The sequence below is a fragment of the Nocardioides sp. YIM B13467 genome, assembly GCF_042788075.1.
Lineage (GTDB): Bacteria > Actinomycetota > Actinomycetes > Propionibacteriales > Nocardioidaceae > Nocardioides.
Window position 1 is genome coordinate 363,989 of record NZ_JBHZPJ010000046.1, and the last position, 23,426, is coordinate 387,414.

The window sequence follows — 23,426 nt, forward strand, 5'->3', positions numbered from 1 at the left end:
GGCCGGTCGTAGCAGCCTCACCGATCGTGGCCAGACTCGTCGCTCCGTCGTTCAGCGGCTACTCGCCGTCCTGGATCAGGTCCGATGTTCTCGCCGGACTCACCGTCTGGGCCGTGCTCGTACCGGAGTCGTTGGCGTACGCCACCATCGCCGGTGTGCCGCCGGTCGTGGGCCTCTACGCGGCCGTGCCCGCCCTGGTGCTCTACAGCCTGCTCGGCTCCTCGCGCCACCTGATCGTCGCGCCGATGTCGGCCACCGCAGCGCTCTCGGCCGGGATCGTCGCGGACTTCGCGTCCGGCGGGGCCGACGTCGTCGCGCTCACCGTCGGCCTGGCGATCGCGACGGGCATCGTCGCGCTCATCGCCGGCCTGATGCGCCTGGGCTTCCTGGCCGCCTTCATCAGCGAGCCGGTCCTGAGAGGCTTCATCATCGGGCTCGCGCTGACGATCATCATCGGGCAGCTACCGTCACTGGTGGGTGTGGAGAAGGGCTCGGGCAACTTCTTCGAGAAGACCCGGGACCTGCTGCGCCAGCTGGGTGACGTCGATGCCCTGACCATCGCCATCGGGGCGGGCAGCCTCGCTGTCCTGCTCGTGCTCCGGCGGCTGGTCCCGCTCCTTCCTGCCTCCCTGATCGTGGCGCTGGTCTGCATCGGGCTCACCGCACTGCTCGGCCTCGACGAACGCGGGCTCGCCATCGTGGGCCACATCGACGCCGGCCTGCCCGCCATCGGGCTTCCGGACGTGTCGGCTCCCGAGTTCCGCGACCTCCTCGCGGCCGCCGTCGGCGTGATGCTCGTCGGGTTCGCCGAGGGCCTGGGCGCCGCGAAGACGTACGCCGCCAGGAGCGGCTACGACATCGACCCGAACCGCGAGCTGCTCGGCCTGGGCGTCTCCAACCTGGGTGCCGGTCTGGCCAGCGGCATGGTGGTCAACGGCTCGCTGTCCAAGACCGCCGTCAACGGCTCGGCCGGGGCCAAGTCACAGCTCTCGGCGGTGACCGCCGCAGTGCTCACGCTGCTCACCCTGCTCTTCATGACCAAGCTCTTCGCCGACCTTCCCGAGGCCACCCTCGCGGCGATCGTGATCGCCGCGGTGATCGAGCTCGTCGACATCTCCGCCCTGCGCCGGCTGTGGCGGGTCCGGACCGGACAGGTCACCAGGATCTACCAGATCAGCGCCCGCGCCGACTTCGTCGGCGCCGTCGCGGCGCTGATCGGCGTGCTCGTCTTCGACACCCTGCCCGGTCTCGTGATCGGTATCGCCGCCTCGGTCGTCCTGCTCATCGCGCGGACCTCGCGGCCACATATCGCGCCCCTGGCCCCGGTCGAGGGCACCGATGACGACAGTCCGTCCGCGCACCCGGGGCTCTGGGTCGACCAGAGTCGCAACCCGGCGTACGCAGGGGTCCCGGGTGTCCTGGTGGTCAGGGTCGAAGCGCCCCTGCTGTTCGTCAACGCCGACTTCGTACGCGAGCGGGTCCGTGAGCTCGCCACGGACGTGCCGGACCTTCGGCTGGTCGTGCTGGACGGCCGGGCAACGCCGTCGATCGACGTCACCGCCACCGAGATGCTGACCCAGCTGCGTGCCGATCTACAGCGCCTCGGCGCCGACCTGGCGCTCGCCGGCGACGTGGGCCAGGTGCGCGACGTCCTGACCGAGGCCGCCGAGGAAGGCCCGCCGATGGTCTATCCGACCGTCGAGGCCGCCCTCGCGGCGGCTACCCAGCCGGCGGCTACTGAAGAGCCGCCGTCAGGCGCATGACGTTGTCGACGTACGCGGCGCCGCGCCCGCGCCTCGACCACGCCTCGATGCTGAGCTCGCTCGACCTCTCCCGGTAGTCGTCGAGCACGCTCTGCAGGTCGTCGACCACCTGCTCGCTCTCGAGCAGCACGATGACCTCGTAGTTGAGCGCGAAGGAGCGGTAGTCCATGTTCGAGGAGCCGACGACGGCGACCGTGTCGTCGACCGTGAAGAACTTGGTGTGGAGGACGTACGGCGCCGGGTAGAGCCGGATGCGGACGCCGGCGTCGAGGAGGTCGGCGTAGTAGGAGCGCTGAGCGTGGAAGACCATGAACTGGTCGGCGCCCTCGTTCACGAACAGCTCGACCTCGACACCCCGCTGGGCGGCGGTCGTGACGGCGTAGAGAAGCGACTCGTCCGGCACGAAGTAGGGGCTGACCAGGCAGATCCGCGACTGCGCGCCGTAGATCAGCGTGTTGAACAGCCGCAGGTTGTTCTCGGTCACGAAACCGGGACCGCTCGGCACGACCTGGCACGCCACGTTCTCGGCGGCTGGTTCCGTCCGCTGGACCTCCAGAGGCTCGCGCGGAAGGAGCAGGTCCCGGATGCTCTCGGCGGTCTCGGCGTACCAGTCGGTCGCGAAGACGACCGCCAGGTCCCGCACCGCCGGCCCCTCGATCCGGATCATCAGATCGACCCACTCGCGCCCCGCCTTGTGGTTCTTCGGCTTGTTGTAGCCGGGCTCGATGAGGTTCTGCGAGCCCGCGAACGCCACTACGCCGTCGACGACGAGGATCTTGCGGTGGTTGCGCAGGTCCGGCCGGCGGAGCTCACCGCGCAGCGGCCGGACCGGCAGCATCGGCGCCCACTTGATGCCGGAGCCCTCGAGCCGCGACAGCATGTCCTGGTGGCCGGGTATGCCGCGCGAACCGAGGTGGTCGAAGAGGAAGCGCACCTCCACCCCGCGGGCGACGGCGTCGACAAGCGCATCGAAGAAGTCGCTGGTGTCCTCGTCCCAGGCCGAGATGTAGAACTCGACGTGCACGAACCACTTGGCGCTGCGTACGACCTCGGTCATCGCCGCGAACGTCCGTGCATAGTCGGGGTGGACCTCGATCCGGTTGTCCCCGGTCAACGGCAGAGAGCCCAGGCGCTCGTTGAGCCGGACGGCGCCGACCGAGGGGCCCGCCGGAGCCGTCTGTGCCGCTGGGTCGTACCTGATCTCGGCGCTGACCATCTCGTTGACCTGCCGCTGCCATGCCCGGCGCTTGCGGCCGACGCTGGTGCTCCCGAAGAGCAGGAACGCGAGCAGGCCGACCGCAGGCAGCGCCAGGATGAGGAACAGCCAGGCCAGGCCCGTCGACGGCTTCCGGCCACCGGGGATCACGCCCAGCGCCACCACACAGATGGTGATGTGGGCGACGACAAGAGCTGCGCTGACGAGGCTCGCGACCCAGGTGGACCCGTCCATCAGAGCGACCCCACTCCGTCGCCGACCATCTTGACCCCGAGCACGAGGAGGAGAACCGTCATGATGGCGGCGTTGTTGGCGATCATCCAGGCCTTGATGCCCTCCAGCAGCCGGGCCGCGCGCTCGCCGGCCAACAGATAGATGCCGAACGGCACCAGCACGCCCAGACTGGCGACGACGGTGAAGACGGCCATCGCCACGATCCGCTCGCTGGTCACCGCTGTCGCCGTCGCGATCGTGCTGGCGGCCGAGACCACGAGAAGCAGGTTCTTGGGGTTGACCGATCCCAGGAGTACGCCGGTGCCGAACGCCTTGAACGCGTTGAACTCGTCCAGCGCCGCCATCCACGACGGAGTCGGCGCGGGCTCGCCCTCGGCCGGCCTGCCCTGCCAGCTGCGTACCGCGAGCAGGAGAAGCAACGCTCCGAGGACGATCTTCAGCAGGGCCGCCCAGGTCGGGGTCCCCGCGTCTCCCGATCCGGCCGCACCGACGAGCAGCGCGACGAGCGTACCGAGCACGAAGATGCCCGCCAGCCACCCGATGACGAAGGCCGTCCCGTTCGAGCCGGCGTGGCGACTGACCAGCATGAGGACCAGCGCGACGATCGGCATGGGGCTGACGAGCACACCCACGGCGATCGGCAGAGACTCGCCTATTGCTTCACCCATGGCCAGACTTCAGCGCAGGCCGGCCTCCGCCGGCCTCACCTTCTCCGGGTGAGAAACGTACGCACCTGCTGCACGAACCAGGCGATGACCGGGTCCTCGACGAGCAGCCGGCCGAGCAGCGCACCGCCGACGACGATGCCGCCGAAGCCGATCAACCAGGTCGAGAGCGCGAGGATCACGCCCAGCATGCCGAACTGCTCAGCGTTCGACTCGACATAGGTAGGCATCAGCCACGCCGAGCCTCGGCTGTAGAGGACCTGCACGACGCCGGTCAGCACCGCACCCGGGAGCAGCAGCAATCCACGGGCGCGTCCGAACAGCAGCACCCAGCTGCTCCCCCACCAGACGGCGCACGCGCCCAGGATCTGGAGCAACGGACGGAGCAGGTCCCCCGGATCGGTGAGCAGGCTGACCACCGTGTTGACCACCCCGAGGCAGCCCAGCCAGCCAACGACCCAGAGCAGACAGCGACGGGCTCCGCGCAGGCCTCCGACGTGCTCCTGCTCCCAGACCCGCTCGAGCATCCGCTGCACGGCACGGCCGAAGGACGTCGCCGACACGATCGTGATCGCCAGACCCACCGCACCGGTCTCGGAACGTACCTGATCCAGGTCGACCTCCCCTGCCACCTGGCGTACCGCTTCGTCACCGACGCCGGTGACCTGCGAGACCTGTTCCAGGGCTTGCCCGGTGAGGTTGGGCAGGAAGGCCGCGAGCACGACCAGCATGGGCACCATGGCCAGGAGCGCCTGGGCGGCGATCAGCATGCACCGGTCGATGAACTCGATCCGAATGGTCTCCGTGGCGAGCTTCCGCAGCAGGGGGACGTGGGCGACCAAGGCGTCTACCCGGCCCCGCAGGGCAGCCACGTCCACGTGAACAGTGTTCCCCCGGGCTCGTCTGCTCACCCTCGCCCGTTTCCGGTGACCGCTCCTGGCGCCGGGCCGCTTACGTTGGTCGGACCAACGTCCGGGCCACTCGCTGGAGCCAACCATGAACGAACACATGATCGACGTGATGCGCTCATGACCCGGATCCTCATCCGGGTGGGCTCGGCGGTGTCGGACGACGTCATCGAGACGTTCCCCCACCTGACCCGGGCCACGCAGCGGGCGACGACCACCCTGGTGGGTGACCTCGCGGACGCCAAGGAGCTGCAGGGCGTGCTGGACCTACTCAGCTCTCTGGGGGTCGACGTCATCGAGATCGTCACCATCCCCGAGTAGCTCCACCGGGGCGCTTCCCGCGATGAGCGGCATCAGCCAGCGCTTCGCCGGGTCGGCCTCCACGAAGACGGCGCGTACGAACAGGGTGAACGGGACCGCCATCACCGCACCTATCGGGCCCATGATCCAGGACCAGAAGATCAGCGACAGGAACGTCAGCGTCACCGAGAGGCCGACGGCCTCACCGACGACTTTCGGCTGGATCACCGACTGGATCACCACGTTCAAGAGGCAGTAGACGGCGATGACCGCGAGCATGAGCGCGACGTCGTCGTCCAGCAGCGCGAGGATCGCCGGTGGTATCAGCCCGATCACGAAGCCGATGTTCGGGATGTAGTTGGTCAGGAACGCGAGCAGGCCCCATACCAACGGCGCCGGCACGCCCAGCAGGTAGAGAGCGAGGGTGTCGAGAGCGGCGACGATCAGTCCGAACACCGTCGAGACCAGCAGGTAGCGACGCGTCCCGACCGAGAAGGCGGACAGGGCCTCTACGAGGCCCGGGCGCCGGCGGCTGACCGAGGCCAGCTGGCGCGGCAGCGCCGTGGCGTCGATGGCCATGAACAGGCACAGGGCCAGGATGAAGACCATCGTGGACAGCAGTCCGAACATCCCGTTGAGAGCGCCCGAGACCACGGACAGCAGCTTCGAGAGGTCGAACGACTCGACGATCTTGAGCACCTCGTCCGTACCGATGCCGACCTTGGACAGCCAGTCGGTCAGGTCCTGGACGCGCTCCTTGGCGACACCGCTGTAGGTGCCGAGCAAGGTGGCGAAGCGAGCCGCCGCGAGCACCACACACACGCCGAGACCGACGATCCCGGCGACGACGGCGATGATGGAGAGGGCGGTGGCGACGCCGGACGGGAGGCGCTGCGCCAGCCAGTTCCGCGCCGGATGGACGACGATGGTCAGCACCATCGCGAGGAACAGCGGTCCGAGGATGCTGCTTGCCGCCTGCAGACCCGCCACGAGGATCACCACCGCCGCGGATCCCAACAGGACCGCCAGAACCCTGATCTGCGGTTGCCAGCTCGTGGCCGGCTCTTCCGGGCTCTCTGTCCTGAGGCTCACGGCCCCATGGTCTAGCCCGTCCGGCCTGTCGGTCTCACCCGATTGGGGTGAGCGCGACCACCCGACTGTGCGTATCCCCGACCCCGTATCTGGGCCCTTTGACTCCTTACTTCACCGAAGAGTCGCTGATTGGATGGTTGCCGACAAAGACTTACCAGAGACGCGAGGAGCCTTCGTTTGCGTATGTTGGACACCGGTTCTCGCGCCTACGTGCCGCCCACAAGGCTGCGCGTTCCACGGATACTGCCCACGTTCGTCAGCCGGGCTCGGTTGGTCGAGGACGCCGTCGGGCAGTGCCGGTTCACCCTGGTCTGCGCTCCCGCGGGCTACGGGAAGAGCATGCTCGTGGCCGACTGGGCCACCCGCGCCACCGCCCGGGAGGAACCGGTGGCCTGGTTGTCGCTGCACAAGCAGGACGACAGGCCGTACGAGTTCTGGTCGGCGCTGATCGAGGCCGTCGTCCTGGCCGGGCTGCCCGGGAGGACCGAGCAGCTCGACGGATTGACCCCGCCCGCGCAGGGGACCGAGCCGAGGTTCGTCACGAAGGTGGTCGAGTCGCTCGTGGTCGCCGGGGTGCGCTGGATCGTGCTGGACGACGTACATCTGCTCCACGACGACGAGGTGCTCCGCGGGCTCGACATCCTTCTCGCCGAGCTGCCGCCCGAGGTGGGGGTGGTGATGGCGTGCCGGTCCGAGCCGTCGCTCACGCTCCACCGGCTGCGGCTCGACGGGTCGCTCTCGGACGTACGCGGCAAGGACCTCGCCTTCACCGACGTCGAGGCGCTGGAGCTGTTCGCGGCCAGCGACCTACCGATGACGGCCGACGCGATCTCGAATCTCGTCGGCCTGACCGAGGGCTGGGCCGCCGCACTGCGGATGGCGGTGCTCGCGGCAATGGTCGGTGGCGACGACCCTGCCGAGGTCGTCGCGTCCTTCGACGGCGATGTCCGCACGGTGATCGAGTACGTCCTGACCGAGGTCGTCCACCGGCTCGACCCGGAGCTGGTCGAGTTCCTCTACGCGACCTGCGCGCCCCACCATCTGTCCATCGACCTGGCTGCCCACCTCTCCGGCAGACCCGACGCCGGCGCCCTGCTCGACCGGCTGTGCGCGGCGAACGCGCTCGTCAGCCAGTCGGGCGACTCGGCCTGGTACCACTACCACGCCTTGCTGCGGAGCTGCCTGCTCGCCGCTCTGGCCCGACGCGACGTCGAGGCTCCGGCACGCCAGCACCGGGCCGCCGCTGTCTGGCTCGACACGCACGGCGAACCCGCGACCGCGCTGCGGCATGCGGCGCGGGGCGGGGACCACGACCTGCTCGACGCCCTGCTCCGCGCAAACGGACTCCAGATGATCCTCTCCGGCCGCGGCGATCTCGTACGCGCAGCCCTTGCATCCCGCGATGGGATCGCCACCGACCATCGGGTCGCAGTCATCGCCGCTCTGGCGGCGCTTGATGCCAACGACCTTCCTGCGGCCGACGATGCGCTGAGCGTCGTGCCGGCCGGCGATCCACGATCCGAACCGGCGTACGCAGCGATGGTCGCCGCGGCCGTCGTCCAGCGTGCCCTCGCCGGTGGCGACGTCATCGCGGCCCTGCAGGACAGCGCGATCCTCGACATCGCCCTGACGGGTGACAGCGACGTCAACCTGGTGCTCCTCGCTCAGCGCGGACCCGCCCGGATGCGCGCCGGCGACTACCTCGGAGCCATCGACGACCTCGAGCAGGCGCTGGTGCTGGCCCGCAGCCGTCGCTACGACCAGGTCGTGCTCGAGACCATGTCACAGCTGTCCGGGATGACCGGCGCGATGTGCGACTTCAACGCGTCCCTCGACTGGTCCGACCAGGCCATCGCGTTCGCCACCCGGCACGGCTGGCGGGACTCGCCGCGGCTGGCCTACTCCTACCTCGTGGCCGCATGGACCGCCTTCCAGACCGGAGACTGCCAAAGACAGCTGCAGTACGCCGAGCTCGGCATGCGAGCGCTGGACGGCGTGAACAACGCCGAGGTCGAGTTCGGCGTACGCGGCATGCACGCGCTGGCGACCTTCGAGGCCACGACAGGACCGGAGCGGGCTGCGGCCGCCGAGGCCTTCCGGCGGATCTGGCAGATCGAGCCCGCCGAACACGTCTCTCCCGCCGCGATCAGCGCCGTCACGCCCCAGGAGATCCGGGTGGCCCTCGCCATCGGCAGCGAGGACTGGGCGGCGCAGACCGCGGCCCGCGTCCGCGCCCAGATGCCGGGAAGCGCCGAGTGCACGATCCCGGGCGCGCAGATACTCGCCGCCGCCGGACGGACCCGCGACGCGCTGACCGAGCTCGAGCCGGTGCTCGACGGGACCCGCCCGGCCCACGTGCCTACGACCGTCGTCCATGCGCAGGTGCTGGCTGCGGCCCTGGAGTCGTCGCTGGGCAATGACGTCCGCGCGTTCGACGTACTCAGGAAGGCGCTCGAGTGGGCGGTCCCCAACGACTTCCGCCGGCCGTTCATCGACGCGTGGCCACATCTGGAGCCGCTGCTGTCGAGGAACCGCTCACGGTTCGGTCCCGCCGAGGGCTTCGTCTCGGCGCTGCTCGCCCATCACGCCGAGCAGGCGGATCCCGCCGCGGGTGTGATCGACACGCTGCTGAGCGCACGCGAGGTCGACGTGCTCCACGACCTCCCCTCGCGGCTGACGATCCCCGAGATCGCGGAGGCCGAAGGGGTCAGCGAGAACACCGTGAAGACCCACGTACGCTCGATCTACCAGAAGCTGGGGGTCAACACCCGCTCGGCCGCGGTGCGCGAGGCACGGGACCGCGGGCTGATCTGACGCCGCCCCGTCCGCGAGACCTCACCGGACCTCGGGGAGCACCGCGCTCCGTGAGACTGTCGACACCAGCGAGCCGATTGCGATCCCGATCACCAGGTTGATCAGCATGGTGACGAGCTTGGTGTCCAGCCCCGCGTCGGACGTGAACGGCCACAGTGCCGCGATGACGGTGGCCAGGCCGACGATCCACCCGAAGAACGTCCGCGGCTGCGGTGTGGTCAGGAGGAGGATGTGGGCGACGGCCGTGGCCAGCAACCCGGCGATCGCTGCCCAGACGGCGTACCACCACGTCGAGGCATCGCCCCAGACCCCGTCGCCCTCGGGCGCGAGGATGGGTACGTCGAAGATGCCACGGGCGATCACGATGCCGGCGACCGCGAGCAGTGCGGCCACGACCGCGGCGGCGGCGCCGCCCGCCCAGAGCCGGCCGGCGTTCACCGTGGGCTGCAGTCGTCGGGTGGGAGGTTGGTTCATCGCCATGATCAGTCTCCGTCGTCAGTCGGTTCTGTGGTCTCGGCGCGGAGGATGTCCTTGAGCTCCTCGGCGACCTCGTCGTCCAGTTCGGCGTAGACGAGCGTTGGGTTTCCGTGCTTCATGGCCGCGGCGACCGCGTCCGGGTCCCCGTCGCTGCTCAGTACGACGAGTGCGGACTTGCCGGGCCCGAGGTGGCCGGCGACCTCGGTGAGCAGCTCGTCACCGATGCCGGCCTGTCTCAGACGTTGAACCGCGGCCGCGGACGCCGCCCCCACAACGGCGCCCGCGACCGGGTTGAACACGAGGATCCCGAGAAGACCACCGAGCAACGAGCCCTTGGCTGCGGCGCCCGTCGTACGGTGGCGAAGATGGCCGATCTGCGGCTCCTCCGCTCCTGGGAACCAGGTGAGCGTGATGGCGTCATGGACGGTGAGCGCACCACGCTCCTGCAGGTCCTGGAGCCAGACCTCGGCGTCTGAAGCGCCCATGATCCGGTCGTAGACCCACGCGGTCAGGCTGGCCATGACGTCACTCGGCGAAGACCTCGCGCAGCGCCTTCTCCTGCTCACTGCTGAGGTTGGTGAAGATCAGCTCGCCCTCGTGGCCCTTCATGGCCTCGTGCACCTTGTCGATCACAGCGTCGGAGGTCATCAGGAACAGTGCCGAGGTGCCGGGGGTGACCTGGTCGCGGACCTTGTTGATGAAGGCGTCGTCGATGCCCACGTCGGTCAGCGATCCGGTCAGAGCACCGGTCGCCGCGCCGACCGCTGCACCCAGCAGCGGCACGAAGAAGATGAGTCCGAAGAGCATGCCCCAGAACGTGCCGCTCATCGCTCCCATGGCCTTGGTGCTGGTCAGCTGCTTGGTCTTCGGCTTCTTCCTGCCGACCTCCCAGTGCACGGTCGCGGCATCCTCGAGGATGATCAGGTTCTGCCTGACCAGCTCCTCGAGGTTCTTCACAGCTTGGTCTGCGCCTTCGGTCGTGTCGTACTTCCATACCGTCAGGGTCGCCATCGCTTGTCCCTTGCCGTCGTCGTCTGTGTTCGACGCCGACGATTCCGGCACGGCAGGCGTCCAGCATCACCCGAATTCGGTGAACCACGGTGCTGAAGTGATTCGTAGCGTGCGGTACGTGAGCAGTCGAGGAAGACCATGACGAGGGTCCTGATCAGGGTGAACGGTGAACTCTCCCGTGAGCTCCAGAAGGCGTTCCCGCAGCTGGCCGTCCAGGCGCATCACGAGCAGTCGACGCTCACCGGCGAGGTCCCCGACCAGGAGGCGCTGCAGGGTGTCCTGCACGCGCTGCGTGCCGATGACATCGACGTCATCGAGGTCGTCACCATCCCCGACTGACCCGGCCGTGGACGGCCGGTAGGTCAGGCGAAGATCGTCTCCCAGTCGCGAGCCATGCTGATCACGGTCCAGCCGAGCCGGGCACCGACGTCGGTGATCGGCTCGGGCTCGGTGAAGGTCTGTGCGGTGCTGGCGTAGGAGAACTCGCGCTCGGCGTCGTCGTGGTTGACGAGCAGCGCGAGCGTCGGGCCATCGCCGGCCGCCGCCCACTCCAGCATCTCCCGGTCGCCGCCGGAGTTGCCGACGGCGAGGATCGGGCGTCGTCCCAGCTGGGTCTGGATGTTCGACACCTTGGCGGTGCCCTCGTTGGCGGCACCGACCACGCGTCCCGACCGGCTCAGCCGCGGCGGGTCCGGGGCGTAGTCGTACTCGATGAGCGTGCCCACCACCGCCTCGGGCGGCACTCCGTAGAGGTCCTGGCTGATGGCGCGGACGAACTCGGTCCCTCCCCCGGTCACGACGGTCACAGAGAAGTCGCGGCGCCGCAGCTCAGCGATGAGCTCGAGCATCGGCACGTAGGTGCAGGTCCGATGCGGCCGCCCGAGGGTCGGGTGGTCGGCGCGAGCCATGAACTCGCGGGTCCGCGCGGTGAAGTCCTGGGGCGAGAGGCCTACGAACAGGCCGGTGAGAGCCATCGCGATCCGCTCCAGCCCGATGTCGCCGATCGCCTGCTGGTCACCCGAGAGCAGGGCCGCGAACTCCGGCTGCTCCTTCACCGACGGGTCGGCCGCCGCGCTGGCGCGCAGCGCGTCGACGAAGAAGTCGAACTGGACGTACGTGGGACGCTCGCACCACAGGGTGCCGTCGTTGTCGAAGCACGCCATCCGGTCGGCCACGGGCACCTCCTCGGCCGCGTCGAGGAAGGCCGTGACGGCGTCGCGGGTGGCACCCGGACGCCAGGACGGCAGCAGTTGGTCGTTCACGGTGTCTCCTTCGGTTGCTGGGTCCCGGGGCGGCGTACGCATCGGAAGCCCATGTGGCTGGTGCCGGTGTCGACCATCTGCGGGCGACGTGCCGCGGGCCGGTAGCGCAGGCAGTAGGTGTCGGCGCACAGGTGCGAGCCGCCCTTGACGACCTTGCGGGCGATCCGGAACTGGGGCTGTGCGGGGTCGTAGCTCTCGTCCCGGTCCCCGCCACCGGGGTTGGTCGGCAGGCAGCACGGCTTGTCGACCTCCGGCGGGTGGCGTTCGCTCCACCAGTCGTCGGTCCACTCCCAGACGTTGCCGGCCATGTCGAAGAGTCCGTAGCCGTTGGCGGGGAAGCTGCCGACCGGCGCGGTCCGCAGGAAGCCGCTCTCGCCGCTGCTGCGCCAGGGAAAGTCCGGGCCGTCCCACGTGTTGGCCATGATCCTGCCGCCCGGCCGCGGCTCGTCACCCCAGGTGTACGTCGCGCCCTCGAGACCGCCACGGGCGGCGTACTCCCACTCGGCCTCCGTCGGTAGGGACGCGCCGACCCACGCGGCGTAGGCCGAGGCGTCCTCATGGGCGACATGGACGACCGGATGGTCGAGCCGCTTGTCGATCGAGCTCTTCGGTCCGCTGGGGTGCTTCCAGCAGGCGCCGGGCTTCCACCGCCACCACTGGCTGAGGTGGCGGAGGTCGACGGGGCCGCGGGTGGGAACGAAGACCATGGAGCCCGGCTGGAGGTTCTGGGCCGGGGCATCGGGGTACTCGGCCGGGTCGAGCTCCCGCTCGGCGACGGTGACGTAACCGGTGGCGTCGACGAAGGCGGCGAACTGCTCGTTGGTCACTGCCGCCACGTCGATCGCGAAGGCATCGACCCGCACCCGGTGGGTCGGCGCCTCCTCGGGATAGTGGTCGTCTGACCCCATGGTGAAGACGCCACCCGGCAGGCTGACCTGCATCTCAGCTGCTCGGCATGCCGGCCTCGAGCTTCGCCAGCACTTTGTCGACGCTGAAGCTGGGCGGTTCCTGCCGACGCGGGAACTCGGCCAGCGAGCTCACCATCTGGGCGACGTACATCTGGGCCGGAACCGCGAGCCAGGCATGGTCGAGGACCCAGTCGTAGTAGGTGTTGGAGGTGATGTCGGCTCGTTCATACGGGTCCGTGCGCAGGTTGAAGAACTTCGGCACCCGCAGCTGGACGTACGGCTCCGCCCACACCCGCAACGTGCCGGGGGCACGCTGCTCGAGGAACACCAGCTTCCAGTGGTCGAAGCGCAACGCGGTCAGGTCACCGTCGTCGGACACGTAGAAGAAGTGCTGGCGCGGGCTGGTGTCGGTGGCGCCGGTGATGTAGTCGAGCTGGTTGTGCCCGTCGAGGTGCACCCGGTACGTCGTGCCGGCGAGCTCGGTGCCCGCCTTCAGCCGGTCGGCGATGTCGGGGTCGCCCGCCGCGGCGAGCAGGGTCACGAACCAGTCGTTGTGGCTGACGATGCCGTTCAGGACCGTGCCGGCCGGGATGTGCCCGGGCCAGCGGACCATCGCCGGCACTCGGTAGGCACCCTCCCAGTTGGAGTTCTTCTCGTTGCGGAACGGCGTCATGCCGGCATCCGGCCAGCTGTTCATGTGCGGGCCGTTGTCCGTGGAATACATGACGATCGTGTTGTCGGCGAGGTCGTTCTCGTCGAGGTAGTCGAGCACTGAGCCGACCAGCTCGTCGTGGTCGAGCATCGTGTCGTGATACTCCGACTGCCAGCGACCGGCCTTGCCGCGGCTGCCGTCCTTGATGTGCGTACGGAAGTGCATGTGGGTGGTGTTGAGCCACACGAAGAACGGGGTGTCGTTCTCCTGAGCTTCGCTCATGAACCGCAGCGCCTCCGGGACGACCTCGTCGTCGATGGTCTTCATCCGCTCTTTCGTCAGCGGACCGGTGTCCTCGATGCGCTGCCCGCCGTTGCCGTCGGCCCACGTGTGGATCACGCCACGGGGGCCGAACCGCTTCCGGAAGTTCGGAAACTCCTCATCGGTCGGGTAGTCGGGCAGCTCCGGCTCCTCCTCGGCGTTGAGGTGGTAGAGGTTGCCGAAGAACTCGTCGAAGCCGTGCATGGTCGGCAAGAACTCGTCGCGGTCGCCGAAGTGGTTCTTGCCGAACTGGCCGGTGGCGTAGCCGAGCTCCTTGAGCGCCGTGGCGATGGTCGGGTCCTCTGCACGCAGGCCGATGTCGGCGCCGGGGAAGCCGACCTTGGTCAGCCCGGTGCGGTAGGGGTTCTGGCCGGTGATGAACGCCGCGCGACCCGCCGTACAGCTCTGCTCGCCGTAATAGTCGGTGAAGCGGACTCCCTCCTCGGCCACCCGGTCGATGTTCGGAGTGCGGTAGCCCATCAGCCCGTCGCTGTAGCAGCTCAGGTTGCTGATGCCGATGTCGTCGCCCCAGATGACCAGGATGTTGGGCTTGTCGGACATGAAGAACCTCCTCGAGTACTTGCTCGGAGGCTAGGCAGGCCGTCGCTCGGGCGACCTCCCCCGAGTCGGGTGACCTGCCGGACCGCCCGGTCGCGATGGAGTGGGGCGGTGAGGGCGTGGCTGATCCCGACGATGCGCGGCTACGACCGCTCGTGGCTGCGAGGTGACGTGCTCGCCGGGCTCGCGACCGGGACCGTCGTGATCCCCCAGGCGATGGCGTACGCCACGATCGCGGGGATGCCTGCCAGTGTCGGGCTCTACACGTGCTTGCTGCCGATGGCGGCGTACGCCCTCCTGGGTGGCTCACGCGCGCTGAGCGTCTCGACGACGTCGACCATCTCCGTCCTGGTTGCCAGCTCGCTGGCCACCCTGCCGGAGCGTGACCCCGACGAGCTCATGCGGGCCGCGTTCACGCTGACCTTCCTGGTGGGCGTCTGTCTGCTGATCATGCGGCTGGCCCGGCTGGGCGCGCTGGTCGAGAGCGTCTCCCCCGCCACCATGACCGGGATCCGGCTCGGCGTGGGGCTCACCGTCGTCGCCAGCCAGCTGCCGGCTCTGCTCGGCCTGTCGGCGGACCCGGAGGCGGAAGGCTTCCTCGAGGAGCTGGTCGCGGTCGCTCGTCAGCTCCCCGAGCTCTCGGCGGTGACCGCGGTGGTCGGAACCGCCGCGATCGTGATGCTCCTGGTGCTCCGGCGGGTGGCGCCGGCCGTGCCGGGGCCGCTCGTCGTCGTCGCGGCGGGCATCTTGTTGGTGGCGCTCAGCGGCGTGGAGGATCGCGGGCTCGCCCTCATCGACCCGGTGCCGACCGGGCTGCCGTCGCTGAGCCTGCCGGTCGTCAACGACGTGATCGGGCTGCTCCCCGGCGCGATCGCGATCGCGCTCATGTCGTTCCTGGAGACGGTGCTGGTGGCGCGGACCAACCGGCGTCGCCACGAGCCGGCCATCGACGTGGAGCGCGAGCTGGTCGCCACCGGCATCGGCGCCCTGGCCGGTGGACTCACCCAGTCGCTCCCGCCTGCCGGCGGGTTCTCGCAGTCGGCGGTGAACCTTCGCTCGGGTGCTCGCACCCAGCTCTCCGGGCTGGTCACGGTGGGTCTGGCGCTGCTCGTCGCGCTCGCGCTGGCGCCCCTGCTGGCCGACCTGCCCCAGACCATCCTGGCTGCCATGGTGCTGGTCGCGGTGGCCGGTCTGCTCGATCCACGAGAGCTTTGGACGTACGCCGCCATCGACCGGGCAGAGCTCTGGGTCGCCGTGGCCGTCGCTGTCGTCGGTCTGACCGGCGGGATGCTCCTCGGTGTCGCGGTCGGGGTCGGTCTCACCCTGCTGCTGGTCATCCGCTCAGTGAATCGGCCGCGGGTGCGCCTTCTCGAGCGCGCGGGTCCGGGGCCCGCGGGAGTCCTTCCGCTCCTGCTCACCGGCGACCTCTACACCGGCAACGCCCAGGCGACCTACGACGCGGCGCTCGGGCTGGTGCAGGCCTCCGCTCCCCGGACGGTCACCCTCGACATCTCCACCCTCACCCACGTCACCGTCCCGCTGCTCAACACCCTCCGCTCGCTGCGCGACGACCTCGCCTCCGACGGGACCGAGCTGGTGCTCCTCGACGTGCCCGATGACGTGCTTCCCATCCTCCGCCGGGCGCCGTGGTTCGTGGAGGCGGAGCAGGAAGGGTTCGTCGGGTGAGCGGGCCCGCACGGCTGTTAAAGTGAACGCGTGGAGCTGATCGAAGTGGACAAGATCTAGCCACCGGACTGCCGGTGGCTTCGCCCGTGCGGGGATCCCGCATCGGTGAACGATCACTTCTCGACGCACACGCGCGTCCGCCCTTCCCCGGGCGTCGACGCGTGAGGCTCTCCGGCACGTTCGCGTTCCTGTCGACACGTACCTGAATCCCGTCGCGCCCGCTCGGCGCTCGACGGAAGAGACGAGAGAACACAGCCATGTCCACCCCATCTGCCATCACCCTGCGCGACCTGACCTTCGAGTGGCCCGACGGCACCGTCGCGCTCGAACGGGTCAACGGCACCTTCGGCACCGACCGGACCGGTCTGATCGGTCGCAACGGCGCCGGCAAGTCCACCCTGCTCCGCCTCATCGCGGGCGAGCTGACACCGACCTCCGGTCACATCGACGCCGGGGGCGACGTCGGCTATCTGCCGCAGACGCTCACGCTGCGGCGCGACACGACGATCGCCGACCTGCTCGGCATCGACGGCATCCTCGCCGCGATCCGGGCGATCGAGTCCGGCGAGGTAGACCAGCGCCACTTCGACGCGATCGGCGACGACTGGGACATCGAGTCCCGTGCCGACGAGGCCCTGGACCAGATCGGCTTCTCCGCCGCCGACCTCGACCGTCGCGTCGCCGAGATCTCCGGCGGCGAGGGCATGCTGATCGCGATCACCGGCCTCCGCATCCGCCGCACCCCGATCACGCTGCTCGACGAACCCACGAACAACCTGGACCGAGCCACCCGCGCCAAGCTCGCCGAGTTCGTCGACCAGTGGCCGGGGACGCTCGTGGTCGTCAGCCACGACCTCGAGCTGCTCGAGCACATGGACAGCACCACCGAGCTGTTCGGCGGCACGCTGAGCACGTTCGGCGGGCCGTACAGTGCCTGGAAGGAGCACCGGGAGCAGGAGCAGGCCGCCGCCTCGCAGGCCGCCCGGTCCGCGCAGCAGGCGCTCAAGGTCGAGAAGCGGCAGCGCATCGAGGCGGAGACGAAGCTCGCCCGCCGGGAGCGGACCGCGAAGAAGACCCAGAAGGACGGCGGGATCCCGAAGATCCTCGCCGGCAACCGTGCCAGCAAGGCCCAGGCGTCCGCCGGCTCGCTCCGCTCGACGCTCGACGACAAGGTGAAGGCCGCCCAGGCCGCCGTCGACGCAGCGGGTTCCCGCGTACGCAACGAGGAGCACATCCACCTCACCCTCCCCGACCCCGGCGTGCCGCGCGGCCGTCGGATCGCGGAGCTCGCGGACGAGGACCGGACCATTGTGATCCAGGGGCCGGAGCGGGTGGCGCTGATCGGCGCGAACGGCTCCGGCAAGTCGACCCTTCTCGCACATCTCGTGCAGGGATCCGATCCGGTGGCGGGGCGACCGCACGGCCGTCTTCTCACCGACCTGGTGGGCCTCCTCCCCCAGCGCCTCGACGGCCTCGACGACGAGGCCAGCGCGATGGAGAACGTACGCAGCGTGGCACCGGAGCTGCCGCCCGGCACCATCCGCAACCAGCTCGCCCGGCTCCTGCTTCGGGGCGACAGCGTCGACCGCCCGGTCCGTACGCTCTCGGGAGGCGAACGCTTCCGCGTCTCCCTCGCCCGCCTCCTCCTGGCCGACCCGCCCGCCCAGCTGCTGATCCTCGACGAGCCCACCAACAACCTCGACATCACCAGCGTCGAGCAGCTCGCCGAGGCCCTCGACGCCTACCGCGGCGCACTCCTCGTCGTCAGCCACGACCACGGATTCCTGGAGCGGATCGGCATCGACACCGTCATCGAGCTCGACGCGGAGGGGCGAATGCATCAGCGCCGCGACCTTGGCGGTGACTGACGGCGGCCCTCACCGCACGGCCACGAGGACCCCGATCTTGTCGATGCGATGCTCGGGATTGTCGAACTCGTCGGACCAGTAGTTGCCTTCGGCATGGTCCTCGGGGGTGGCGCAGGTCGACAGCGTGATCATCGCGCGGGTGGGCTCCTGGCCGGGTTTGCCGGGGACGGCGGCGCGCTGCGCGCGCAGCGACGCCTCCGACCGGAACGACGTCTCCCGGGTGCCGGTGATGCGATAGACGTACGTGGCCTCCTCGGTGCGCACCCGGACCCGGTCACCTGGTTCAAGCTCGGGCAGCCTGAGGAACGCCTGCGTGGAGGAGAGCCGGTGCGCGGTCACCTGGTAGTTGCCGATCCCGCCCGGGCCGGTGCCGCCGCGAGGACCGTACGGGTTGGCCGCGACGCCGCCGTTCTGGATCTCGGTCCCGGGGGCGTCGTCGGTCCAGCCGCGGTAAGGCACGACCTCGAGGTCGGTGACGCCGATGCGCGGGATGGACAGCTCCCCGCGCATCGGCCGGCCGTCGGAGGACAGCGACGGTGTCTCAGTGGCCGACGGTGAGGGCGGCGCCGTCGAGGAAGTGGATGGTGACGGCGCCGGAGCGGCCGACGATGTGGTGACCGCGGCCGGCTCGTCGACGCCGCCCTCTGGAGTGCCGCACCCAACGAGCACGAGCGCACCGAGTGCGGTGAGTGCCGCGGCGACGCTCCAGCGTGATGTCGTGTTCATAGGGTCGCCTCAAGCGGGTCCGGTTCAGGGAACCTACCGTACGCCGCGGCGAAAGGCCGAGCCGTGGAACCGGACGGACGGGATCAGGACAGCCGGTAGAAACGCCAAGACCCGAACCCCTCAAGCGGGAAGACCTCGAACCCGCTGAAGCCCGCAGCCGACATCGAGCGCTCGACACCCGGAGCGACGTCGTGGACGGCGGGCACGCCGGCCGGTGCCGGACAGAGCCGCTCTTCGCACCACCGCCGATCAGCATCGGCCTCGGACTGCCGAGCGTCATCGCCGAGGTCGTCACGGTGAAGAGCCGGATATCAACAGAATCCCACTCTTCACCGCGCCCAGTCATCTGGTCGACCCGTAGTTAGCGATGGTCTGTTGACCGCCACCGGCGTGTGCTCCACGATCTCCGTATTTGACGCCGTCACGCGAATCAGCCGTCTGTCTCGACGGACTCGTCAAGATTGGTCAAGCCTAGGCGTTCGACGAGCCGGGAACTCGTGTCTAGGAAAAGATGGTGGGCATGAGCACGCCGTACGTCTCGCACCGGCGCCTTATTCAGAATTCGATGGCGGCGATGCTGTCTGCGATCGAGATCTACAACAAGCCGATGATGACCTATCGCGACGAGGTCACGGTCATGCTCATCGTCAACGCGTGGGAACTCGCACTCAAGGCTGCCCTCCGTAAATCCGACGTACGAATCTTCTACCCAAAGAAACGCTACGAGGACTACCGTTCGTTCGCACTCGACACGGCGCTGTCGAAGGTAACCGGCAAGCATTTGTGGCCAGACGACGTCGACGGGGTGGGGGTGACAGCGAACCTCAAGGCACTCGCCGACTACCGTGACCGCGCTATTCACCTCTACAACATCGAGGGGCTTGGCGCGTTAATGTACCCATTTCTGCAGCAGAACGTGCTGAACTACCGAGATTTTGTCCTGAAGATCTTCAAGAAGGATCTGGCGGACTCGATGACCTGGCAGCTGCTTCCTCTTGGCGCCACCGCGCCGTCGGAGTCGGTCCAGTTTATGAAGCCGGGATCCGACAGAACCGCGCTCGCCGAGGTAAAGCAGTTCCTCGATGGCCTGCGTCAATACATGGACGATGCCGAGGCGGCAGGCGGCGACATGGCTCGGGTGGCGACCGTGTACGACATCCACATGCGATCCGTGAAGAAGATGACGAGCGCGGACCTCACAGTCGCGGTTTCACCGACTGCTGACGGCCAGATCATCGTCAAGCGCGCCGACCCAAATCAGACGCATCCGTTCACGATGACTGAGCTACTGGCGAAGGTGAATGCCAAACGCAACGGCCGGAAGGTCACGAGCCACGACCACCAAGCGGTGTGCTGGAAGGAAGGCCTTCGTAACGACCCGAGGTACGCATGGAAGCACAGCAACGCGTTGTCGCCGGTATGGTCGGGGGACGCCGTGAGCCATCTCGCTGGCTTATCTGACGACTACTACGACCAAGTACGCGTCGCCTACCAGAGTCGGGAGCGCCAGAACGGGTGATGCCTAAATGCCCGGGACGCCTGTACTGATGTCATGGTCAACATGTGCTCGCGATGCATCTTCGATCGTCACATCGCGAGAGGACGAATCGTTTGATGGCACTAGCTCAGCGCATCCACCCTCCACGACCATGATCAGCGCCGTACGACGCCCTCATCGGCGTACAACGCGCCAACCCAAGCAGGACCAGCATGGCGAGAGCATGCTGGTTCGACCAGATGCGCGCCGCTAGACAAGATGGGTGATGTGGACGTCTGACCAGTGGCCCGCGAGGTACTCAGCAACCAGTCGCCGGTGGCAGTGGTGCGGCTTTTCTTCGCTGCACAGTAGGACCGAATTGTCCAAAACGGTCGGGTCCAGCGCGGCTTGGATATGGCGCGCGCGCATCAGGCCGAGGAAGGAGTCTTCATACGTTTCCCAGTCGCCTTTGCGCTTCTTCAGGTCATCAAGCATCGCCTGCGTCGGCGCCAAGGTCGGCAGGTGCGTGTATCCCATTCCGCAGAGTTCCATCAGAAAGAATTCCAGATCATCTCGCTTTGCAAACCCCGCAAGCTGGGAGACGTTATTCAGGCGAACGTCCACGAGTCGCGTCGCTCCGGACTCACGCAGCAACCCAAAGAACTTGCGCGCCGTCTTCTTAGTGAATCCAATCGTGAATATTTCGACCATCAGTCCGCCATCACCTCCCGTAAGCTGTCATCGGCATATGCGATTTTGCCCTCCTGACGGCGGAGCGCTTGTCTGGTCAGTTCATCGGCAGAGTGGAGCAAGTCCTCCTCGGCGAGTCCATGAAGTTCTCGCAAACGCATCCGGGCCTGCTCATGGTCCTCCAATCGACCGCCGCCAAGGATATGGACGATCGGAACGCCACGAGACGCGAGTGACTCCGAGATCAAAATCGCCCTGTGACAGTCCAACGGATCCCGTTCCGCACACATGATGGCGATTCGGTGCTCGGCACGACCTGACTCGATACGGTCGAGGCCCTCCTGGTAGGCGGGCGCCTCCGCCAGCCGGTCGAACTGGACCGTGCCGTCGACGTAGCAATTTCGGTCGTCCGAGCGGGCACCAAGTTCCTTACCTAGGAAGACGTAGCTGATCCCCATCGATCCCAGAGACGAACTGAGGGCGTCGCGATTGAACTGCGGATTGAAGCGACTGGCAGGTGTTGACCTGACGTCGGCGATCGCGGAGACGTTGTGCTCTCGAAGCAGGCCGACGAACGCGTCGAACTCATGCGTCGAGTGACCAACGGTGAAGACGGTGCCTGGATCAGGCATTGAGCACCTCTCGTCAAGCCTCTGGTTCGATGATGGCAGCAACCACTTTGTACGAGTATGCCTCGCCGCCACCCGGTGGCGTCCACGGCTCAGCGAGGCTGACGGTGACGATCGCCTGGGGATTCAGTGGGTAGCGGCCGAGCCCCTCGCGAAGATAGGTGGCGTGGTACTCGGGATCGGTGATCTTGAGCTCGTGCTCAACTCCCCGATACTTGAACCACAGGCGGACCTCGGACCTACCGTTCCACGGGTTGTTAGAAACCACCACGGCCGGATCGTCAACATGGACAAGAACGATGGAACTGTCGAACCGAGGGAGATCCTCGGCTCGTACCCTGTCGTGGGTACCGACCGAGGACGAACCATCGTTCGACCATAGTGCGGCGGGCCGGTCGACTATGTCTGCGGCGGCGGCGTATGACCAACGTCCGACGCGTTCCCAGCGATGCGTCGGATCCAGTACCCAGTTCTCGGTCTGGAAATCGGCAGGTGCTGGCTCGAGGAATCCGACTGTGATCACGTCTAGAACGCCGGGCACCGAGCCGTCCGGCAAAGTCTGTTCATCTGAGTTGACCCCATGACCTGGCCGGGAACTCACCGGCCGGACCCAATCGCCGACACCACGATCGGTCACTTCCAGCCCAGCGACGCACGTCCCGCCGTGCTTCCACGAGTTGGCCAGGCACAACAATGTTTTGACATGCGCCATTTCGTCCTCAGTCCCTTCCACCTGGCAGCGCGGAAGTGACGCATTGTCATCGCGGCTGCTTGCCTCGCCACAAAAGGTATGGACGTTGGCACGTGGAGCAGTGGGATCGCCCGCCATGCGTACCGCACCTTGGGTATGCCGCCGTAGTCGCAATCGAGTGCGCAGCGGTGTTCCCCCAAGCACTTCGCCGCTGCGCACTCCCTGGTCACTCGCCAAGCGCGAGCGCGCCGATAACCGCGGCGACGGCCCGGGGATGATGTGATCCTCATCGTGCCGCCTCAAGCGAGCCACTGGTTCAAGATCCACCGTAGGCCGCTGGAAGGCCCGACCTGCGGATGGGATCAGGAGAGCCTGTAGAACCGCCAGAACCCGAATCCCTCGATTGGGAGGACTTCAAACCCGCTGAACCCCGCGGCTTCGCCGTAGCCGTGCAACGTCGATGGGCGCATCACCGTCCCGGTCCCGACGCTCGGCGGCGACGAGAGCCCGTCCGGCAGACACACGAAGAGGCTGAACCCGTACATCATCCGCTCCAGCTCGTCGCCGTCCGGCGCGAAGCTGTCGGCCACGGCCTCGTCCATCACCACCAGGGATCCGCCGGGCACGAGCGTCCTCCGGACCGCGCTGAGCACGTCGACCGGCCGGGGCATGTCGTGCACGCACTCGAAGGCGAAGGCCACATCGACCGTCCCCTCCTCGAGCGTGGCTGCGTCCTGGCACACGAACCGCACCCGGTCCTCAACACCCGCGTCGCGAGCGTTCGCCACTGCCATGTCGACCGACGGCTGGTCGATGTCGATGCCGAGCACGGTGGCCTCGGGGTAGGCGCGAGCCAAGGCGATGCTCGACCATCCCCCACCGCTACCCACGTCGAGAATCCGGCACCCCGGCTCGGAGAGAACGTCGTGGACAGCGGGCACGCCGGCCAGCGCCGGTCCGAGCTGCTTCTCGTACCACGGCCGATTGGCGTCCGCCTGGGACTCCCGAGCGTCATCGCCGAGCTCGTCCCAGCTGACTCCCCCACCATTCCGGTACGCCTCGAGCAGCCGAGGCAGCGCCGGCCCGACCGCCCCGAACATCCTGGCGATGGGCACCAGATAGGCCAAGCTGGTCGAGTCCGTCATCACCTCCGCCGTGCTGGCGGGAATCGCGAAGCGGCGATCGTCAGGCTCGCCGTCCTTATCGACCACCAACAGCCCCACCACCGCCTGCTGCTCGAGCCACTCCCGTGCGTACCGGACCTGTGTCCCCGTACGCCCCGCCAGCTCAACCGCACTCGCGGGCCCCTCATCCGCCAGGGATCGATACCACCCCAGCCGGTCTCCGATGAAGACCGAGACGATCTCGACCGTGCCGAGGAGCGACCCGAAGAGCCGCTCAGCGACTTCATCCGCCGTCTGCTGCGATGCATCCATCGCACCACCATCGCCCGGGTCACGTTCACCCGAGCAGTCCGG

Annotated in this window: 22 protein-coding genes; 7 read left to right on the forward strand and 15 right to left on the reverse strand. The window is 68.1% G+C overall.

Annotation, left to right across the window (positions count from 1 at the left end):
• The first annotated feature begins 26 nt into the window (after nt 1-26).
• Nucleotides 27-1,763: a SulP family inorganic anion transporter gene (locus ACFX43_RS09055; protein WP_378819684.1), complete on the forward strand. Its 1,737-nt coding sequence runs from the start codon at nt 27-29 to the stop codon at nt 1,761-1,763.
• Here the strand turns inward: ACFX43_RS09055 and cls are convergent.
• From cls to ACFX43_RS09070, 3 genes are read right to left on the reverse strand one after another with little or no spacing between them, the layout of a single operon-like run.
• On the reverse strand, nt 1,735-3,213 hold the full coding sequence (gene cls, locus ACFX43_RS09060; RefSeq protein WP_378819687.1) for a cardiolipin synthase: 1,479 nt from the start codon (nt 3,211-3,213) through the stop codon (nt 1,735-1,737). The genes ACFX43_RS09055 and cls overlap by 29 nt on opposite strands.
• Nucleotides 3,213-3,881: a GAP family protein gene (locus ACFX43_RS09065; protein WP_378819689.1), complete on the reverse strand. Its 669-nt coding sequence runs from the start codon at nt 3,879-3,881 to the stop codon at nt 3,213-3,215. The genes cls and ACFX43_RS09065 overlap by 1 nt, the downstream gene beginning before the upstream one ends.
• A 35-nt stretch (nt 3,882-3,916) precedes the next feature.
• Nucleotides 3,917-4,756 (reverse strand): YhjD/YihY/BrkB family envelope integrity protein, encoded by an 840-nt coding sequence (locus ACFX43_RS09070; RefSeq protein WP_378819690.1) that lies wholly within the window; start codon nt 4,754-4,756, stop codon nt 3,917-3,919.
• Nucleotides 4,757-4,906: 150 nt separating this feature from the next.
• Here ACFX43_RS09070 and ACFX43_RS09075 point away from each other — a divergent pair, with 150 nt between their 5' ends.
• Complete coding sequence (locus ACFX43_RS09075) at nt 4,907-5,107, forward strand: hypothetical protein (RefSeq protein WP_378819693.1); 201 nt, start codon at nt 4,907-4,909, stop codon at nt 5,105-5,107.
• On the opposite strand, the gene ACFX43_RS09080 is transcribed toward ACFX43_RS09075, so the two are convergent.
• On the reverse strand, nt 5,054-6,178 hold the full coding sequence (locus ACFX43_RS09080; protein WP_378819696.1) for an AI-2E family transporter: 1,125 nt from the start codon (nt 6,176-6,178) through the stop codon (nt 5,054-5,056). The genes ACFX43_RS09075 and ACFX43_RS09080 overlap by 54 nt on opposite strands.
• A gap of 270 nt (nt 6,179-6,448) precedes the next feature.
• On the opposite strand from ACFX43_RS09080, the gene ACFX43_RS09085 reads away from it, so the two are divergent.
• Nucleotides 6,449-8,992 carry a LuxR C-terminal-related transcriptional regulator gene (locus ACFX43_RS09085; RefSeq protein ID WP_378819698.1) on the forward strand — a complete coding sequence of 848 codons (2,544 nt, stop codon included), beginning with the start codon at nt 6,449-6,451 and terminating at the stop codon, nt 8,990-8,992.
• A gap of 21 nt (nt 8,993-9,013) precedes the next feature.
• On the opposite strand, the gene ACFX43_RS09090 is transcribed toward ACFX43_RS09085, so the two are convergent.
• Genes ACFX43_RS09090 through ACFX43_RS09100 form a run of 3 tightly spaced genes read right to left on the reverse strand, consistent with a single transcriptional unit; the run spans nt 9,014 to nt 10,480 of the window.
• Nucleotides 9,014-9,466: a DUF6069 family protein gene (locus ACFX43_RS09090; RefSeq protein ID WP_378819701.1), complete on the reverse strand. Its 453-nt coding sequence runs from the start codon at nt 9,464-9,466 to the stop codon at nt 9,014-9,016.
• Nucleotides 9,467-9,474: 8 nt separating this feature from the next.
• Nucleotides 9,475-9,990 (reverse strand): DUF1269 domain-containing protein, encoded by a 516-nt coding sequence (locus ACFX43_RS09095; protein WP_378819704.1) that lies wholly within the window; start codon nt 9,988-9,990, stop codon nt 9,475-9,477.
• Between the two features lie 4 nt (nt 9,991-9,994).
• Nucleotides 9,995-10,480, reverse strand: a complete 486-nt coding sequence (locus ACFX43_RS09100; protein ID WP_378819707.1) for a DUF1269 domain-containing protein — start codon at nt 10,478-10,480, stop codon at nt 9,995-9,997.
• 138 nt (nt 10,481-10,618) lie between these two features.
• Between ACFX43_RS09100 and ACFX43_RS09105 the strand changes: the two genes are divergently transcribed.
• Complete coding sequence (locus ACFX43_RS09105) at nt 10,619-10,819, forward strand: hypothetical protein (protein WP_160023944.1); 201 nt, start codon at nt 10,619-10,621, stop codon at nt 10,817-10,819.
• 23 nt (nt 10,820-10,842) lie between these two features.
• Here ACFX43_RS09105 and ACFX43_RS09110 read toward each other — a convergent pair whose 3' ends face one another.
• The 3 genes from ACFX43_RS09110 to ACFX43_RS09120 are packed head-to-tail and all read right to left on the reverse strand — an operon-like array spanning nt 10,843 to nt 14,184.
• On the reverse strand, nt 10,843-11,742 hold the full coding sequence (locus tag ACFX43_RS09110; protein ID WP_378819709.1) for an HAD family hydrolase: 900 nt from the start codon (nt 11,740-11,742) through the stop codon (nt 10,843-10,845).
• Nucleotides 11,739-12,683, reverse strand: a complete 945-nt coding sequence (locus tag ACFX43_RS09115; RefSeq protein ID WP_378819712.1) for a formylglycine-generating enzyme family protein — start codon at nt 12,681-12,683, stop codon at nt 11,739-11,741. The genes ACFX43_RS09110 and ACFX43_RS09115 overlap by 4 nt, the downstream gene beginning before the upstream one ends.
• Before the next feature lies 1 nt (nt 12,684).
• Entirely contained in the window at nt 12,685-14,184 is a 1,500-nt protein-coding gene (locus tag ACFX43_RS09120) for an arylsulfatase (RefSeq protein WP_378819715.1), read from the reverse strand.
• Between the two features lie 108 nt (nt 14,185-14,292).
• On the opposite strand from ACFX43_RS09120, the gene ACFX43_RS09125 reads away from it, so the two are divergent.
• The gene (locus ACFX43_RS09125) at nt 14,293-15,867 is read left to right on the forward strand and encodes a SulP family inorganic anion transporter (RefSeq protein WP_378819718.1); all 1,575 of its coding nucleotides are present in this window, start codon (nt 14,293-14,295) and stop codon (nt 15,865-15,867) included.
• Nucleotides 15,868-16,124: 257 nt separating this feature from the next.
• Nucleotides 16,125-17,735 carry an ABC-F family ATP-binding cassette domain-containing protein gene (locus ACFX43_RS09130; protein ID WP_378819721.1) on the forward strand — a complete coding sequence of 537 codons (1,611 nt, stop codon included), beginning with the start codon at nt 16,125-16,127 and terminating at the stop codon, nt 17,733-17,735.
• 9 nt (nt 17,736-17,744) lie between these two features.
• On the opposite strand, the gene ACFX43_RS09135 is transcribed toward ACFX43_RS09130, so the two are convergent.
• Nucleotides 17,745-18,461, reverse strand: a complete 717-nt coding sequence (locus tag ACFX43_RS09135) for a class E sortase (RefSeq protein WP_378819724.1) — start codon at nt 18,459-18,461, stop codon at nt 17,745-17,747.
• A gap of 520 nt (nt 18,462-18,981) precedes the next feature.
• On the opposite strand from ACFX43_RS09135, the gene ACFX43_RS09140 reads away from it, so the two are divergent.
• Nucleotides 18,982-19,980, forward strand: a complete 999-nt coding sequence (locus ACFX43_RS09140) for a DUF3644 domain-containing protein (protein ID WP_378819727.1) — start codon at nt 18,982-18,984, stop codon at nt 19,978-19,980.
• A 228-nt stretch (nt 19,981-20,208) separates the two neighbouring features.
• Here ACFX43_RS09140 and ACFX43_RS09145 read toward each other — a convergent pair whose 3' ends face one another.
• From ACFX43_RS09145 to ACFX43_RS09160, 4 genes are all read right to left on the reverse strand, one after another.
• On the reverse strand, nt 20,209-20,649 hold the full coding sequence (locus ACFX43_RS09145) for a DUF488 family protein (protein ID WP_378819730.1): 441 nt from the start codon (nt 20,647-20,649) through the stop codon (nt 20,209-20,211).
• The gene (locus tag ACFX43_RS09150; RefSeq protein WP_378819733.1) at nt 20,649-21,260 is read right to left on the reverse strand and encodes a DUF488 family protein; all 612 of its coding nucleotides are present in this window, start codon (nt 21,258-21,260) and stop codon (nt 20,649-20,651) included. Before ACFX43_RS09150 ends, ACFX43_RS09145 begins: the two co-directional genes overlap by 1 nt.
• A gap of 13 nt (nt 21,261-21,273) precedes the next feature.
• The gene (locus ACFX43_RS09155) at nt 21,274-22,086 is read right to left on the reverse strand and encodes a hypothetical protein (RefSeq protein ID WP_378819736.1); all 813 of its coding nucleotides are present in this window, start codon (nt 22,084-22,086) and stop codon (nt 21,274-21,276) included.
• Nucleotides 22,087-22,310: 224 nt separating this feature from the next.
• Nucleotides 22,311-23,384, reverse strand: coding sequence for a class I SAM-dependent methyltransferase (locus ACFX43_RS09160; RefSeq protein WP_378819739.1), 1,074 nt, complete (start codon nt 23,382-23,384; stop codon nt 22,311-22,313).
• Nucleotides 23,385-23,426: the final 42 nt, after the last annotated feature.